This is a genomic window from Bradyrhizobium valentinum, from assembly GCF_001440405.1.
Taxonomy (GTDB): domain Bacteria; phylum Pseudomonadota; class Alphaproteobacteria; order Rhizobiales; family Xanthobacteraceae; genus Bradyrhizobium; species Bradyrhizobium valentinum.
The window spans coordinates 1-13,315 of record NZ_LLXX01000060.1; the positions used below are offsets into that span (position 1 = coordinate 1).

Annotated in this window: 13 protein-coding genes and 1 tRNA gene; 1 reads left to right on the top strand and 13 read right to left on the bottom strand. The window is 62.8% G+C overall.

From position 1 onward, the window contains the following. Positions 1–185: 185 nt before the first annotated feature. From CP49_RS10030 to CP49_RS10040, 3 genes are all read right to left on the bottom strand, one after another. Positions 186–1,424 carry a CHRD domain-containing protein gene (locus CP49_RS10030; RefSeq protein WP_057850107.1) on the bottom strand — a complete coding sequence of 413 codons (1,239 nt, stop codon included), beginning with the start codon at positions 1,422–1,424 and terminating at the stop codon, positions 186–188. Positions 1,425–1,765: 341 nt separating this feature from the next. Next, positions 1,766–2,785 (bottom strand): serine hydrolase, encoded by a 1,020-nt coding sequence (locus tag CP49_RS10035; RefSeq protein ID WP_338060340.1) that lies wholly within the window; start codon positions 2,783–2,785, stop codon positions 1,766–1,768. Between the two features lie 465 nt (positions 2,786–3,250). After that, positions 3,251–4,864 (bottom strand): helix-turn-helix domain-containing protein, encoded by a 1,614-nt coding sequence (locus CP49_RS10040; RefSeq protein ID WP_057901972.1) that lies wholly within the window; start codon positions 4,862–4,864, stop codon positions 3,251–3,253. A 246-nt stretch (positions 4,865–5,110) separates the two neighbouring features. Here CP49_RS10040 and CP49_RS10045 point away from each other — a divergent pair, with 246 nt between their 5' ends. Further along, positions 5,111–5,584, top strand: a complete 474-nt coding sequence (locus tag CP49_RS10045; RefSeq protein WP_057850109.1) for a nuclear transport factor 2 family protein — start codon at positions 5,111–5,113, stop codon at positions 5,582–5,584. A gap of 124 nt (positions 5,585–5,708) precedes the next feature. Here CP49_RS10045 and CP49_RS10050 read toward each other — a convergent pair. The 10 genes from CP49_RS10050 to CP49_RS10095 form a co-directional block, all read right to left on the bottom strand. Then, positions 5,709–5,784: transfer RNA gene (locus CP49_RS10050), tRNA-Phe, on the bottom strand. Positions 5,785–5,954: 170 nt separating this feature from the next. Beyond that, entirely contained in the window at positions 5,955–6,182 is a 228-nt protein-coding gene (yacG, locus tag CP49_RS10055) for a DNA gyrase inhibitor YacG (RefSeq protein WP_057850110.1), read from the bottom strand. Next, complete coding sequence (locus tag CP49_RS10060; RefSeq protein WP_057850111.1) at positions 6,172–6,795, bottom strand: Maf-like protein; 624 nt, start codon at positions 6,793–6,795, stop codon at positions 6,172–6,174. Before CP49_RS10060 ends, yacG begins: the two co-directional genes overlap by 11 nt. 247 nt (positions 6,796–7,042) lie before the next feature. Further along, positions 7,043–7,510, bottom strand: a complete 468-nt coding sequence (locus CP49_RS10065) for an arsenate-mycothiol transferase ArsC (RefSeq protein WP_057850112.1) — start codon at positions 7,508–7,510, stop codon at positions 7,043–7,045. Positions 7,511–7,540: 30 nt separating this feature from the next. After that, positions 7,541–8,044: a UPF0262 family protein gene (locus CP49_RS10070; protein WP_057850113.1), complete on the bottom strand. Its 504-nt coding sequence runs from the start codon at positions 8,042–8,044 to the stop codon at positions 7,541–7,543. Then, positions 8,041–9,336, bottom strand: coding sequence for a histidinol dehydrogenase (gene hisD, locus CP49_RS10075; RefSeq protein ID WP_057850114.1), 1,296 nt, complete (start codon positions 9,334–9,336; stop codon positions 8,041–8,043). Before hisD ends, CP49_RS10070 begins: the two co-directional genes overlap by 4 nt. A gap of 194 nt (positions 9,337–9,530) precedes the next feature. Then, positions 9,531–9,953 carry a DUF2948 family protein gene (locus CP49_RS10080; RefSeq protein WP_245310635.1) on the bottom strand — a complete coding sequence of 141 codons (423 nt, stop codon included), beginning with the start codon at positions 9,951–9,953 and terminating at the stop codon, positions 9,531–9,533. Between the two features lie 58 nt (positions 9,954–10,011). Continuing rightward, the gene (murA, locus tag CP49_RS10085; protein WP_057850116.1) at positions 10,012–11,301 is read right to left on the bottom strand and encodes a UDP-N-acetylglucosamine 1-carboxyvinyltransferase; all 1,290 of its coding nucleotides are present in this window, start codon (positions 11,299–11,301) and stop codon (positions 10,012–10,014) included. Positions 11,302–11,506: 205 nt separating this feature from the next. Then, positions 11,507–12,331: an alpha/beta fold hydrolase gene (locus CP49_RS10090; protein ID WP_057850117.1), complete on the bottom strand. Its 825-nt coding sequence runs from the start codon at positions 12,329–12,331 to the stop codon at positions 11,507–11,509. A 137-nt stretch (positions 12,332–12,468) separates the two neighbouring features. After that, on the bottom strand, positions 12,469–12,969 hold the full coding sequence (locus tag CP49_RS10095; RefSeq protein ID WP_057850118.1) for a hypothetical protein: 501 nt from the start codon (positions 12,967–12,969) through the stop codon (positions 12,469–12,471). Between the last annotated feature and the right edge of the window lie 346 nt (positions 12,970–13,315).

Below are 13,315 nucleotides of genomic sequence, written 5' to 3' on the forward strand. Positions count from 1 at the left end.
GCTGGGTGTTCGCAAACTCAGCTTACCCCTGACCACCTGCCACCCCATAGGATCTATGCTTGCTGCGAATTTTCCGGCCTGTGTCCCGCCAGTTCGATGCCCAAATCGGGAATTGCGCGAGACGAAACCAGCAATCGCCAAGAGGGAGCTGGGGCGGGCCGCAGATCCGGCCCGCCACCGCCACCTCAAGCGGTCACGAGGAAATTCGCGGCGTTCAACTCGGTCGGAAGAAGACCCAAGAACAGCACCTGATTGCCCTCGCCGAGATCAAGGGTGGTGCCCGAAGCTGACGCGCTCAGATTGTCCAGCGGGTCGAAGTCGGCTCCGAAGCCTTCCAACACCGCGACGTCCTGCGTTACGTCGAAGTCGGTAATGGTATCACTGCCTGGCTCAGTCTCACGAAAGATAAACTGATCAGCTCCACCGAAACCCGCTAGGTTGTCGTCGTCGGCGCCGCCTTCGATCGTATCACCAGCATTGCCGCCGAAGATGGTGTCATTGCCGCGGTCTCCGAACAGACGGTCGGGCGCGTGATCCGCCAGCTGCTGGTTGGCGACCGCCCGGATGAGGTCGTCACCATTACCACCAAAGATCGTGTCGGCGGCAACGTCGCCGCCTCGCAGCGTGTCATTCCCGGCGTCCCCGAACACGATATCGCCCGTGGGATCGTTCCAGGCGATGAAGTCATCGCCGGCACCACCGAAGACGGTATCCATTCCGGCCATTCCGACAACGGTGTCGTTGCCTTGACCGCCGAAAACCAGGTCATTGCCGGCGCCTGTATTGATATTGTCGTTTCCCTGGCCGCCCCTGATAATGTCGTCGCCATCGCCGCCTTCAAGTCTGTCGTTCCCGGCAAGGCCACGGATGATGTCATTGCCGCCGAGCCCCGGAAGGAAATCGTCACCCGGCGTTCCGACGACGACGTTGTCGTTGTCATCTGCGATTGCGATCAACTGACCCCGGATCTCGCCCCCTTGATTTTGGTTCGTATGGACGTTGAAATAGATCGGGATCTCCGATCCCACCGGAGCTGAGCCGAATTCGTCGGCGAAGTCAGTGATTGGAACGCTGGCGGGGTCCGTCGTCTCCCATCGACCACTTACCGTCCAGGAGCCATCCGTATTCAGGGCAATGCTGAGATCATCGTCGTCCTGAGCCGGGTTGATCTGCCCGAAGACAACGGGCCCGTTTACTCCGCGCACTTGGTTGTGAAAATGCGTGGAGATGACGTCATCTGAGGTCGACGGCGTCTGGGCCGAACCACCCGTAATCGGGCCGTAATCGACGCCCTCGATGCGAAACGTATAGCTCGCGGCAATTTCCGTACTGTCAAAGATGACGGTGCCGAGACCGCTTGCAGTCGAGCTGTTCGGAGGAACTTCCTGAGTGCCTTCGAGAACCACGCGGAACGCTGTGGACATGAGAGCCTCCTGCTCTTTGCGCAGCAGGTCGGGCGGCCAGCGACGCCGGCCTGCATATGTGGCAGATGTTGCACCCGGCTCGCGCCGGCATGAATTAGGCGCCCGCGTCGCTCCGCTATCGCGGAATCGGCGCGTTGTCCTTCTCGCGGTATTTCGGCCGAGAACAAGGGATCGCTGGATCGCGCCAAGCTAGCTTCGCCGCTGTAGGCCATCGACCGGGCGTTATTGTGATTTGTTTATGCGATCGAGTCATTGTGATGCAATGTCCGGTTGCCGACGCAGAAATTGTGTTCGGTTCCAGCCTGCAACCCGTCACCGGAGCTCTCCACCGTGGCTCGCATCTACAATCGCGACAATGCTGGAAGCACACGGTAGCGGGCGATTTCGTGCGGAAACTCGCCGCGGTTGGCGAGCAGAACGACGCCAACCTTGCGCCCGGGTACGAGCCCCATATAGGCCGTCGCATTGTTGAGGCCGCCCGGCTTGTCGACGATGCTTACTCCGTCCACATCGATGGTTTCCCACGCCATCGCCTGTCCAAACTGCTCGCTGACACGGAACATTTCACGCTGCGTCATCTGTAAAGCCTCACGTAGCTGCGGATCGGCCGCGCCATCGCCGAGGCAGGCCGCGAGGAAGATCGCGAGATCCCGCGCCGAGGTGAACATCTGCCCGGTCCCGGGGAATTCAAAATAGCCCTGCTGGTTGCCCCGCGGACCGATTGGCATGCCGTTATCGGAATAACCCTGGACGACGCGTTGCATCAGCGCCGGACTCATGATGGCGCGGCGGTCCGGCCTCCGTTCGGGGAGCAGCGTCGAGTTCATATTGAGGGGCCGCAGGATACGGCTCTGGATGAGTTGGTCGATAGGAAGCCCGTACCGACGTTCGAGCGCGAGCTGCAGCAGCACGTAACCGGCATGCGAATAAATGCGTTGCTTGCCCGCCTCTTCGCCCGCGTGTGGCGTCCAAACGTTGAGCATGTCGATGAATTCGACGAGCGAATACGACGCATTGGGCCAGGGCGGGTGATCCGTCGGCAACAACAGGCCGGAAGTATGGGCGGCGAGTTCGCCGATCGTGACCCTGCGAATATAGTCGCCCCGCAGTTCGCCGACATATTTGCTGACCGGATCGTCCAGCCGCAATTCGCCGCGAAGCGTTCCGAGCGCGACCAGCGCAGCCTCAAACACCTTGCGAAGCGATGCGATATTGAACAGCGAGTCCGGCGTGATTGGACGCTTCTCCGCTTGATCGGCAAGGCCGTAGCTGAAGAACCGCGTGTGGCCGGCGACGTAGACAACGGATGCAAGCCCGCCCGCGTGACCGGCCGTTGCTGCGGGGGCGATGTTGGCAGCCATGATATCTTCAACCCGGGAATCCGCATCAGGGCCGGTCATGACCGCTGACGCCAAACCGGGCAGGAAGACGAGCAGGAACGCCAGAATTGCACGAGACGCGCAGAAAGACCGCGATCTGATCAAGAGCATTACCCTTGGACATTTGCTGCGATTGCCCGCAGCGGCCACGCCGGTCGGACGATCCGGCGATTGATGCAAACGCCATGGTCGGTCCGCACCGTGCAGTGGTGGCCCGCGCATCACCACGAGCGCAAACGCGCAGATGCTGTACTGAGTTCCGCGATCCGATCCATTGCTCCATGTCAAATATTGTCGATCGGCGACGCCGCACTACGAAGCTGCCGCTGGGTCTGGTGCGATGAATGAGGGATTGCGGTGAGCACCGTCACCGTAATTCTGAGTGGCCACAAGCAGACATTGTATCGATGCGCGCTGTGGAAACGCGGCGCATGGTTGTTCCCTTGATCAGGGAGGCAAGCCGAGATCACTTAACCCCTCTGCGATACGGTCGAGAAAGTCATTTGTGAAGGGAATGGAAGCTACAACTTCGCCGATCGTGACGTCCGGACAGTAGCGGCGGAACGCATCCAACGAATCGAGCGCAGCCACTCGCTGGCCGAGACGTGAGTAAGACACCGCCAGAGTTCGATTGACCCAGACGGTGGCCGGTTGCTCCAGGAGTGCTTGGCGCATCCAGAGGGCGCCTTGATCGTAGCGACCGGCATGGAAGTGAGCGGAGCCGATCCCGACAAAGCGGTTGGCGGTCGACGCACCGGATGGATCGAGACTGATCGCACGGCGGAAGTGTTGAATCGCAGTCTCCGGTTCGCCCGCGAATGTCTTCAACCAACCGCTTCGCTCCCAGACCCATGCCGAGGTTGGGTCGCGCGCGAGAACCCGAGCGAGAAGGGCGTCAGCAATATCGAGTTGTCTCGCCATGGTGTGCACCGCACATCGCGCCGTGAGCACTAGCGGATCGTCGCTGTCGAGAATGCCCGCGCGCTCGGCAAGGAGCAGCGCTCGTGCTCTTTCGTCCGCAGGTCGTTGTGTGCCATTGTGCATCACCAATTGACCGTGGCACCAAGCGGCCAGCGCGGCCGCCAGCGCATAATCGGGATCAATCTCCATTGCACGGTTGAGTAGCTCGAGTGCGCGCCGTGCGCCGTCGGGATTCGCAGCCAACGCCAAGGGAAACGCTCGCATCGTGAGGCCGTAGGCATCCAGTTCTTCCGGTCGCTTGCGCTGCGCACGATCGATTTCAGCCCTGCGGATGCTGGGCAAGATGCCGCGCATAACCCCGTCTGTGATACGATCCTGCAACCCGAACAGGTCGGCTGGCTCGCCGTCATAGCTGTCGCCCCACAGGTTTTGCCTCGTGACGTTGTCGATCAGACGCATGATGACGCGGATACGTTGGCTGGCCTGTGTGATCCTGCCCGTCAGGAGGTAGCGCGCCCCAAGCTCCCGGTCGGGGCGTCGGTCGAAGCCCGAAGTTCGTGACCGTGTCGGCTCGATGACCGAAATGGAGCCGATGCGACACAACGCGGCACCAATTCCCTCCGGTGCACCTTCGACGAAATCGCAGAGGTTCAGCTCAGTTGTGCACGCCTGCAGCGGCAGCACGGCGACTGAGGGTTTTTCGTGCGCACGACCTATGCCACGTGCGCAGCGGATAGCACTGGGCAGCTTGTCGGGGGCTGCAGCACGGCTTCGCCGAAGTGTGCCAGAGGGTGTTTCTCCGAAGCATCTCCGGTATTGGAGCGAGAACCTCCCAAAATGGCTGAAGCCGTACCGCGTGGCGATCTCTGTGATCGACACACCTTCTGCGCCCTCGATTAGCTCATCCCGAACCGCTGCCAACCTGAGCCGGCGCAGGTAGTCGAGCGGTGAAAGGCCCACAAATTCACGAAAGTGCTTGCGCAGTGTTCGGGCCGCAACCCCGGATGCGGTGGCGACCTCGGCCATCGTGATTTTCCGGCTCATGCGCGCCCGCAGATAGCCAATCGCTTTCCTGACATCCCTGGATGCCGGGCTGCTGCGCGCGAGCGCGGTACGATCGAACTGGGTCGCTAGCACCATCGGCCCTAGTCCAGCTAGCGCAGCGCATCAGCACTGCCTCGGGCCAAAATCTGCCACCTCACGCCGACCACTGTAACTACCTTTCGGCTTATTTGCAGCCTCGAACTTCTGCAGCCCGCGCCTTCGGGTCAGATAATCGGGCCGCTCGCGGATAGGGCGGGCCGAAAGCGGATATTCAGGTTCACTTTCTGTCCTGCATCTTCGGGTTCTTCGCGCAGCATCGCGGCTTTAAGAAAGGAGAACCCCATGTTCAAACGAACGATCCTCGTTTTCGTTCTCGCTGTTTTAGTCCTGCTCGGTCCCCAGCACCTGAGCCCGGCGGCTCGCGCTGGCTCAGCAGAGGAAGTCAGGTCGCTTTTTGAACGTTTCGTCGCCGCCCAGAACGCGCATGATCTGAAGGCCGTTGGAGAAACGTTGTCGGATTCAAAAGACTTCCTCTGGGTTACGCGCGGCATCCCCGTCTGGGGGCATGAGGCGGCGCTGCACCGGTTCCAGGCGCTCTATCAAAGCACTTGGCGTCTCGACCCCGTAATGGCTGAGTTCAAGGTGATCGATCTCGGCAGCGACACCGCCCAACTCTTCGTCCCGGTTAAGTTCATGATTGCACCGTCAGGGCAAACCGCGCAGCCATCGAGATTCCTCATGAATCAGACCCTGGTGAGGACGGGACAAGGTTGGAAGATCGCAAGCATCCTCCCAATTCTCGTCCCTCCGCAGTGAACCTTTGACGAGAGCGTTTTAGATGTGGCGGCGCATGTCGCGTTTGGATCAAGAGCAGAAGAAGTGTCCCACCGAAACTAGTGGGATGCGACTCTTGAGCGTGGGCAACGGCTTAGGAGAGACATGGTGCCCAGGGGCGGGATCGAACCACCGACACTGCGATTTTCAGTCGCATGCTCTACCAACTGAGCTACCTGGGCATACTCGAAGGCCCAAAGGCCGGGCGAGCGGGCGGTTTATAGAGAGGTCGGACGCACCTGTCCACCCAGCTTCGCCTTCTTGTCCGGCATAGCCCGAAGGGCGACGACGGATGGCTTCGCTGGGCGCGGCCCGACTCCGGCGCTATCCCCAAATTGTTGGGAAATCTCGCCTATTCGGCGTCCTCGGGGTCGGTGTCACGGCCGGGGATGACGTATTTGCCGGACAGCCAGCGGTTCAGATCGACGTCCCGGCAGCGCGGCGAACAGAACGGCAGCGTGGCGGGATTCGCCGGCTTGCCGCAGACCGGGCAGGGTTTCGGCGGCGGCTTTCCGCCGGCATCCTTGGGCCCGCCGGCATCCTCGGGCCCACCGGCGTCTTTGGGGCCGTCAACTGGCATTGAGCCAGCCGAAGCGGATCGGAAAGCCCTCGCCGCCCATCAGCGTGACCGATTCGTAGAGCGGCAGGCCGACCACGTTAGAGTAGGAGCCGACCATCTTGACCACGAACGATCCGGCGATGCCTTGCACGGCGTAGCCGCCGGCTTTGCCGCGCCATTCGCCGGAGCCGATATAGGCCTGGATGTCGTCCTCGCTGAGCCGCTTGAAACGGACGCGGGTTTCGATCAGGCGCTGGCGAAAGGCCTCCTTCGGCGTTACCAGGCAGATCGCGGTGTAGACGCGGTGATTGCGCCCCGAGAGCAGCCGCAGGCACTGCGCGGCTTCATCGACCAGGTTGGCCTTGGGCAGGATGCGGCGGCCGACCGCGACCACCGTATCGGCGGCGAGGATGAAGGCGCCGCGCAGTTCGTCGTCGAGCTTCACGGATTTCAGCGCCGCATCGGCCTTGGCCCGCGCCAGCCGATTGGCGCAAGCGCGCGGCAGCTCACCCCGCCTCGGGGTCTCGTCGACATCTGCGGGGCGCAGCGCGTCAGGCTCGATGCCGGCCTGGTTGAGCAGGCTGAGCCGCCGCGGCGAACCGGAAGCAAGAACGAGTTTGGGACGGCCAAGCATGCTGGATTTGTCGTGGAAAAAGGATTCGGAAGGAGGCGCGCGCGGAACCTATCGGAAGGCACTCCATTCCACAACAGTGGAACAAGTGATTGATGGAACTTCGATTCTTTCGTCGTCCCTGCGAACGCAGGGACCCATAACCACAGGCCGATGTCATTGAAACGACAGTCGGCGACTGGCACTTTCTTAAATTCGCACGGTCACGGCGTATGGGTCCCTGCGTTCGCAGGGACGACCGCGACAGTTGCTACCCGCTCGCCGCGCCGGCCTTGGCAAATCGGCGGCGGATGCGCATCGACAGCCCGTCGCAGACTTCGCGATAGGCTTGCAGCTTCTGCTCGCGGTTGCCTTCCATGCCGGTCGGATCTGATGTCGGCCAATACTCGACATCGGCGGCAAGCGTCCGCGTCAGCTCCAGCGCCTTGTGGTGCGCCTCGGGTGACAGCGTGATGATGAGATCGAAATTGAGTCCTTCCCAGTCGTCCAATTCCTCGAATGTCATGGGCTTGTGGCCGGAAATATCCTGGCCGAGTTCCGCCATCACGGCGACCGCGAACGGATCGAGCTCGCCCTTCTTGACGCCGGCGGATTTCACATAGAGCGCCTGCGGGAACATCTGCTGCAGCAGGCTCGCCGCCATCGGCGAACGGACGCTGTTCAGGCCGCATGCGAACAGCACGGCCTGCGGATTGCGCGCGCGGGGCGGCGCCTCCATGCGGTCAGGCTTCTCTCTGACGTTTCGGCGTCATGCGTCCTGTCCCTTCCAGTGCAGGACGCAGATCAGCGTGAACAGCCGCCGCGCGGTTTCGAAATCGATCCGCACCTTGCCCTTCAGCCGCTCCTGCAGCGTGCGCGAGCCCTCGTCATGGATGCCGCGGCGGCCCATGTCGATCGCCTCGATCTTGTCGGGCGTGGCGGTGCGGATCGCTTGATAGTAGCTGTCGCAGATCATGAAATAGTCCTTCACGATCCGCCGGAACGGCGTCAGCGACAGCAAGTGCGCCACGACAGGCGCGCCGTCCTCGCGGCGGATGTCGAACATCAGCCGGTTGCCGGTAATGGCGATGTGCAACGTATACGGCCCCTGCACTGTGCCTTCCGGCGCGAACAGGTTCTGCTCGATCAAATCGTAGATCGCGATCGCGCGCTCATGCTCGATATCGGGGCCGGAACGCCCGATCGATTCCTCGTCGAGCGTCACCGCGACGATGCGGTTGTGCTGGTCATCGTCTGGCGGCGGCTTGTTCATGACAAATTGAGGCGTAATCCGACGGAGCGTGAATGGGCGTCTAAACCCTCGGCTTTGCCCAAGGTCATCGCGGCAGGCCCCAGCGCGCGCAACTGGTCCGGCCCGCATTTGAGAATCGAAGTGCGCTTCATGAAGTCTAGCACGCCAAGTCCGGACGAAAACCGCGCCGAACGCGCCGTCGGCAGCACGTGGTTGGAGCCGCCGACGTAGTCGCCGATCGCCTCCGGCGTATGGGCGCCGAGGAAGATCGCGCCGGCGTTGCGGACCTTTGCGGACAGCGCTTCCGCGTCCTCGGTCATGATTTCCAAGTGCTCGGCGGCGATCGCATTCGCCAGCTCCACCGCCTCGTCGAGTTTTTCGACCATGATGATGGCGCCGAAATCGTTCCACGAGGCCCGTGCGATCTCGGCACGCGGCAACGTGGCAAGCTGGGCTTCCACCGCGCGTTCGACCTCAGCGGCGAGCGCCGCGCTGTCCGTGATCAGGATCGACTGCGCGCTCGCATCATGCTCGGCCTGCGCCAGAAGATCGGCGGCGATCCAGCCGGCGTTACCGGTCTCGTCGGCGATGACGAGCACTTCCGAGGGGCCGGCGATCATGTCGATGCCGACCTTGCCGAACACCTGCCGCTTGGCGGCGGCGACATAGGCGTTGCCGGGGCCGACGATCTTGGCCACCGGCGCGATCGTCGCCGTGCCGTAGGCCAGCGCCGCCACCGCCTGCGCGCCGCCGACGCGGTAGATCTCGGAGACGCCGCCGAGATCGGCGGCTGCCAGCACCAGCGGATTGAGCTTGCCGCCCGGCGACGGCACCACCATCACCACCCGCGGCACGCCCGCGACCTTCGCCGGCACCGCGTTCATCAGCACCGACGACGGATAGGCCGCGGTGCCGCCGGGCACGTACAGCCCGACCGCATCGACCGCGCTCCAGCGCCAGCCAAGCTCGACGCCGAGCGCATCGGTGAAGCGCTCGTCCTTCGGCAATTGCCGCTGGTGGAACGCCTCGATCCGGTCGCGGGCGAATTTCAGGGCGTCGACCGTGCCGGCGTCGCAGGCCTTTACCGCGGCGTCGATCTCGGCCGCGGTCACGCGCAAGCCGCCGGCCGTGACCTCGAGCCGGTCAAATTTCTGCGTCGCTTCGATCAGCGCGGCGTCGCCGCGGGCGGCCACGTCGTCGACAATGGCCCTTGTGGCGCGCTCGACATCGGCCGAAACCTCGCGCTTGGCGGCGAGGAATTGCTGGAATCGCTGGTCGAAATCAGCGCTGCTTCTGTCCAGGCGAACGGGCATGGGGACTTTCTTGGGCTAGGATCGAAGGCCCATGCTCAATGGCGCGGCGGCCAAGGGCCGTCAACCCTTGGCGGGCAGGCTAGGGCTGGATACGCCGTCATTCCGGGGCGATGCGCAGCATCGAACCCGGAATCTCGAGATTCCGGGTCTGGTGCTGACGCACCATCCCGGAATGACGTCCCCCTCACCCCTCCTCACCCTGCCGGCGCGATGGTGAGGTCGCTGGTCCCGAGATCGTCGGTGCCGAGGTCGGTCAGCTCACATTCCAGGCACTCGACGTCCAGCCGCAGCGCCCCGCCCTGGCTGAACAGCAAAAGCGCGCTGCCGCCCGGCGCCTCGCCGGGATGGAATTCAATCCCGACCAGTTCCAGCACGGCATCCAGCTGTTCCAGATCGATGTTGCGCGATTTACAGGCCAGCACCCTGTCGAAGCGCAGCGCGGCGATGAGGCGGCGCGGTTCGGTTCCGCCTGACAGCGTCTGCTCCCAGTCGAGCCTGTTCATGCCGACCACCAGCCGCTTTTCGTCCTGCCGCCAGACGATGTCGGACGCCTGGACGCGGGCGTCCTGCACATGGGCCGACATGACGGCGAGATCATCGGCATCGAGCGCAATCATTTTCAGCGGGTCCGCTGGCATCCCAAGAAGCTTTCGCTGATCTTTCGCTGCGATCTACTCAATCGCTGATGCGCTGAATCGATGCACCGCAGGCCGAGAGTTTTTCCTCCAGCCGCTCGAAACCGCGGTCCAGATGATAGATGCGGTTGACCATGGTTTCGCCCTCGGCGGCAAGCCCTGCGATCACGAGCGAGACCGACGCCCGCAAATCGGTCGCCATCACGGGCGCGCCGCGCAGCCTGGCGATGCCTTCGATGGTCGCGGTTTCGCCGTCCAGCGAAATCCGCGCGCCGAACCGCGCCAGTTCCTGCACATGCATGAAGCGGTTTTCGAAAATGGTCTCGGTGATCTGCGAGGAGCCGTCGGCGCAGGCCATCAGCGCCATCAATTGCGCCTGCAGGTCGGTCGGGAAACCCGGGAACGGCGCGGTCGATACCGTCACGGGGCGGATGCCGGCGCCATTGCGCGCGACCCGGATGCCGTCATTGTTGACGGTGATGACGGCGCCGGCCTGGACCAGCACGTCGAGCGCCGACTGCAGCAGCTCGGGGCGCGCGCCGGAAAGCTGCACGTCGCCGCCGGTCATCGCGACCGCCATCGCATAGGTGCCGGCCTCGATCCTATCAGGCAGCACGGTATGGTGTGCGCCGTGCAGTTTCGCGACGCCCTCCACCGTGATGCGAGGCGTGCCCGCGCCGGTGATGCGTGCGCCCATCTTGTTCAGGCAATCGGCGACATCTGCGATTTCAGGTTCGCAGGCGGCATTGCTGATGATGGTCGTGCCCTTGGCGAGGGTTGCCGCCATCAGCGCGACATGGGTGCCGCTCACCGTCACCTTGGGAAAGTCAATCGCTGCGCCGCGCAGGCCGCCGGGCGCCCTCGCGACCACATAGCCGCCGTCGATGGTGAGTTCCGCACCGAGCTTCTCCAGCGCCATGATCAGGAGATCGACCGGCCGCGTGCCGATGGCGCAGCCGCCCGGCAGCGAGACTTTTGCTTCGTGCATCCGCGCCAGCAGCGGCGCGATCACCCAGAAGCTGGCGCGCATCCGCGACACCAGTTCATACGGCGCCGTGGTATCGATGATGTTGGCCGCGGAAATATGCAGGGTCTGGCCCTGATATTGCCCGTCGCCGGGCCGCTTGCCCGCGGACATGATGTCGACGCCGTGATTGCCTAGAATGCGCTGCAACTGCGCGACGTCGGCAAGCCGCGGCACGTTGTCGAGAACGAGCGTTTCCTCCGTGAGCAGGGCAGCGATCATCAGCGGCAGAGCCGCATTTTTCGCGCCTGAAATGGCAATGGTGCCGTTGAGCTTGCTGCCGCCGACGATACGAATGCGGTCCATGACGACACCCTTCTACTATGCACAAATTGCAGGAGATACGCGTGCACAGCAGAAGATATTTGCGGCGATTTGATGGGGTGGCGCAGCAACCGTCATTCCGGGGCGCGCGAAGCGCGAACCCGGAATCTCGAGGTTCTCAGGGGCGCAAGGGGCGCCCCATAGTTCGATGCTAGCGCATCGCCCCGGAACGACATCCATACTGACGCTACGACCTGATGAACGCCAGCAGGTCGGCGTTGATCGTGGCCGCTTCGGTGGTCGGCATGCCGTGCGGAAAGCCCTTGTAGGTCTTCAGCGTGCCGTTCTTCAAAAGCTTCGCCGACAGCGGCGCGGAATCTTCGTAAGGAACGATCTGGTCGTCGTCGCCATGCATCACCAGCACCGGCACGGTGATCTTCTTGAGATCTTCGGTGAAGTCGGTTTGCGAGAACGCGACGATGCCGTCGTAATGCGCCTTGGCCCCGCCCATCATGCCCTGTCGCCACCAGTTCTGGATCACGGCTTCCGAAGGCTTGGCGCCCGGCCGGTTGTAGCCATAGAACGGACCCGACGGCAGCGCGCGATAGAATTCCGAGCGGTTGGCGGCGAGCTGCGCCTGCAGTCCGTCGAAGACTTCCTTGGGCAAGCCGCCCGGATTGGCCGGCGTCTGCACCATCAGCGGCGGCACTGCGCTCAGGATCGCCGCCTTCGCCACCCGGCTCTCGCCGTGGCGGGCGATGTAATGCACCACCTCGCCGCCGCCGGTGGAATGACCGATATGAACGGCGTCCTTCAGATCGAGATGGGCGGTCAGCGCCGCGAGGTCGTCGGCATAGTGATCCATGTCGTGGCCGTCGGCCACCTGGCTGGAGCGGCCATGGCCGCGCCGGTCATGGGCGATCACGCGGAAACCGTTGTTCAGGAAGAACAGCATCTGCGTGTCCCAGTCGTCTGATGACAGCGGCCAGCCATGGCTGAACACGATGGGCTGGCCCTTGCCCCAGTCCTTGTAGAAGATCTCGACGCCGTCTTTGGTGGTGATGGTGGGCATGGGAATTCTCCTCTTGCTACGCCGTCATTCCGGGACACGCCTCTTCGCGTGGACCCGGAATCTGGATGTGGTGAAAAGAGATTCCGGGTTCGCGCTGGCGCGCGCCCCGGAATGACGAGATTGGGTCAAGTAAGCTCTCACGCGGGGCGGAAGCGCCGCCACACGCCGATGATCATGACGACAAAGAACACCAGGACGAGGCCCTGGGCGACCGCGAAGATGGGCCCCGACGGCGGGTTGCCCGGCGCCAGTGCGGTCAACGCCGGTACCTTGAGGAAGCTCTGGATCACCAGCACGAACACGTTGAGATAAAGCGAGATCAGCGCTGTCAGCACATAGATCCAGCGCCATGGGCCGGACAGCTTCGTGACGTAGAGCGCAATGCAGGCGATTGCCAGCAGCACCAGCGACAGAATGCCGATCATGTGAGATGGCAACGTCTTTTCGAACAAGAAAGGCGGAATCACAAAACCGGTGGCGCTGGTCAGGATGGTGAACAGCAGGAAGATCGCGGTGAGCCCCGCCTGAAGTTTCGAGCCGAGCATTCCGAACATCACGACAAGGCCCGCGACGATGGCAATCAGGCTGATGATCACATGGACCACCGTCAACGTCGACAAACTCATCCCCAGCATCATGATGCGCCCCCTTCGTTGGAAACTTTCCAGAGGTTACGACGCAGCACGAAAAATTTCCACACGCATCGCGTGCGGCGTCGGCAATGCAGGCATGTGCGTGAATGAAGACACAGCAACGAAAGTTGTATGATGCACGAGATATTTGCACACTTGTCACAAATGCCAGCAGAGACGACGCTAGCTCACCGTCATCCTGAGGAGCGTGCATCGCACGCGTCTCGAAGGATGCACGGCCCCGTTGCTGGCCGATTCATCCTTCGAGGCTCGCTACGCTCGCACCTTCGGAATAAGCGCAAGTGCGCTTATTCCCGAGATGACGGGGGATAGATCGCGTATGCTGCATCGA

Bases quoted from the DNA above. Each gene is read 5' to 3' on its own strand.
- CP49_RS10030 (WP_057850107.1), bottom strand. From the start codon at position 1,424: ATGTCCACAGCGTTCCGCGTGGTTCTCGAAGGCACTCAGGAAGTTCCT.
- CP49_RS10035 (WP_338060340.1), bottom strand. From the start codon at position 2,785: ATGGCTGCCAACATCGCCCCCGCAGCAACGGCCGGTCACGCGGGCGGG.
- CP49_RS10040 (WP_057901972.1), bottom strand. From the start codon at position 4,864: ATGGTGCTAGCGACCCAGTTCGATCGTACCGCGCTCGCGCGCAGCAGC.
- CP49_RS10045 (WP_057850109.1), top strand. From the start codon at position 5,111: ATGTTCAAACGAACGATCCTCGTTTTCGTTCTCGCTGTTTTAGTCCTG.
- yacG (WP_057850110.1), bottom strand. From the start codon at position 6,182: ATGCCAGTTGACGGCCCCAAAGACGCCGGTGGGCCCGAGGATGCCGGC.
- CP49_RS10060 (WP_057850111.1), bottom strand. From the start codon at position 6,795: ATGCTTGGCCGTCCCAAACTCGTTCTTGCTTCCGGTTCGCCGCGGCGG.
- CP49_RS10065 (WP_057850112.1), bottom strand. From the start codon at position 7,510: ATGGAGGCGCCGCCCCGCGCGCGCAATCCGCAGGCCGTGCTGTTCGCA.
- CP49_RS10070 (WP_057850113.1), bottom strand. From the start codon at position 8,044: ATGAACAAGCCGCCGCCAGACGATGACCAGCACAACCGCATCGTCGCG.
- hisD (WP_057850114.1), bottom strand. From the start codon at position 9,336: ATGCCCGTTCGCCTGGACAGAAGCAGCGCTGATTTCGACCAGCGATTC.
- CP49_RS10080 (WP_245310635.1), bottom strand. From the start codon at position 9,953: ATGATTGCGCTCGATGCCGATGATCTCGCCGTCATGTCGGCCCATGTG.
- murA (WP_057850116.1), bottom strand. From the start codon at position 11,301: ATGGACCGCATTCGTATCGTCGGCGGCAGCAAGCTCAACGGCACCATT.
- CP49_RS10090 (WP_057850117.1), bottom strand. From the start codon at position 12,331: ATGCCCACCATCACCACCAAAGACGGCGTCGAGATCTTCTACAAGGAC.
- CP49_RS10095 (WP_057850118.1), bottom strand. From the start codon at position 12,969: ATGATGCTGGGGATGAGTTTGTCGACGTTGACGGTGGTCCATGTGATC.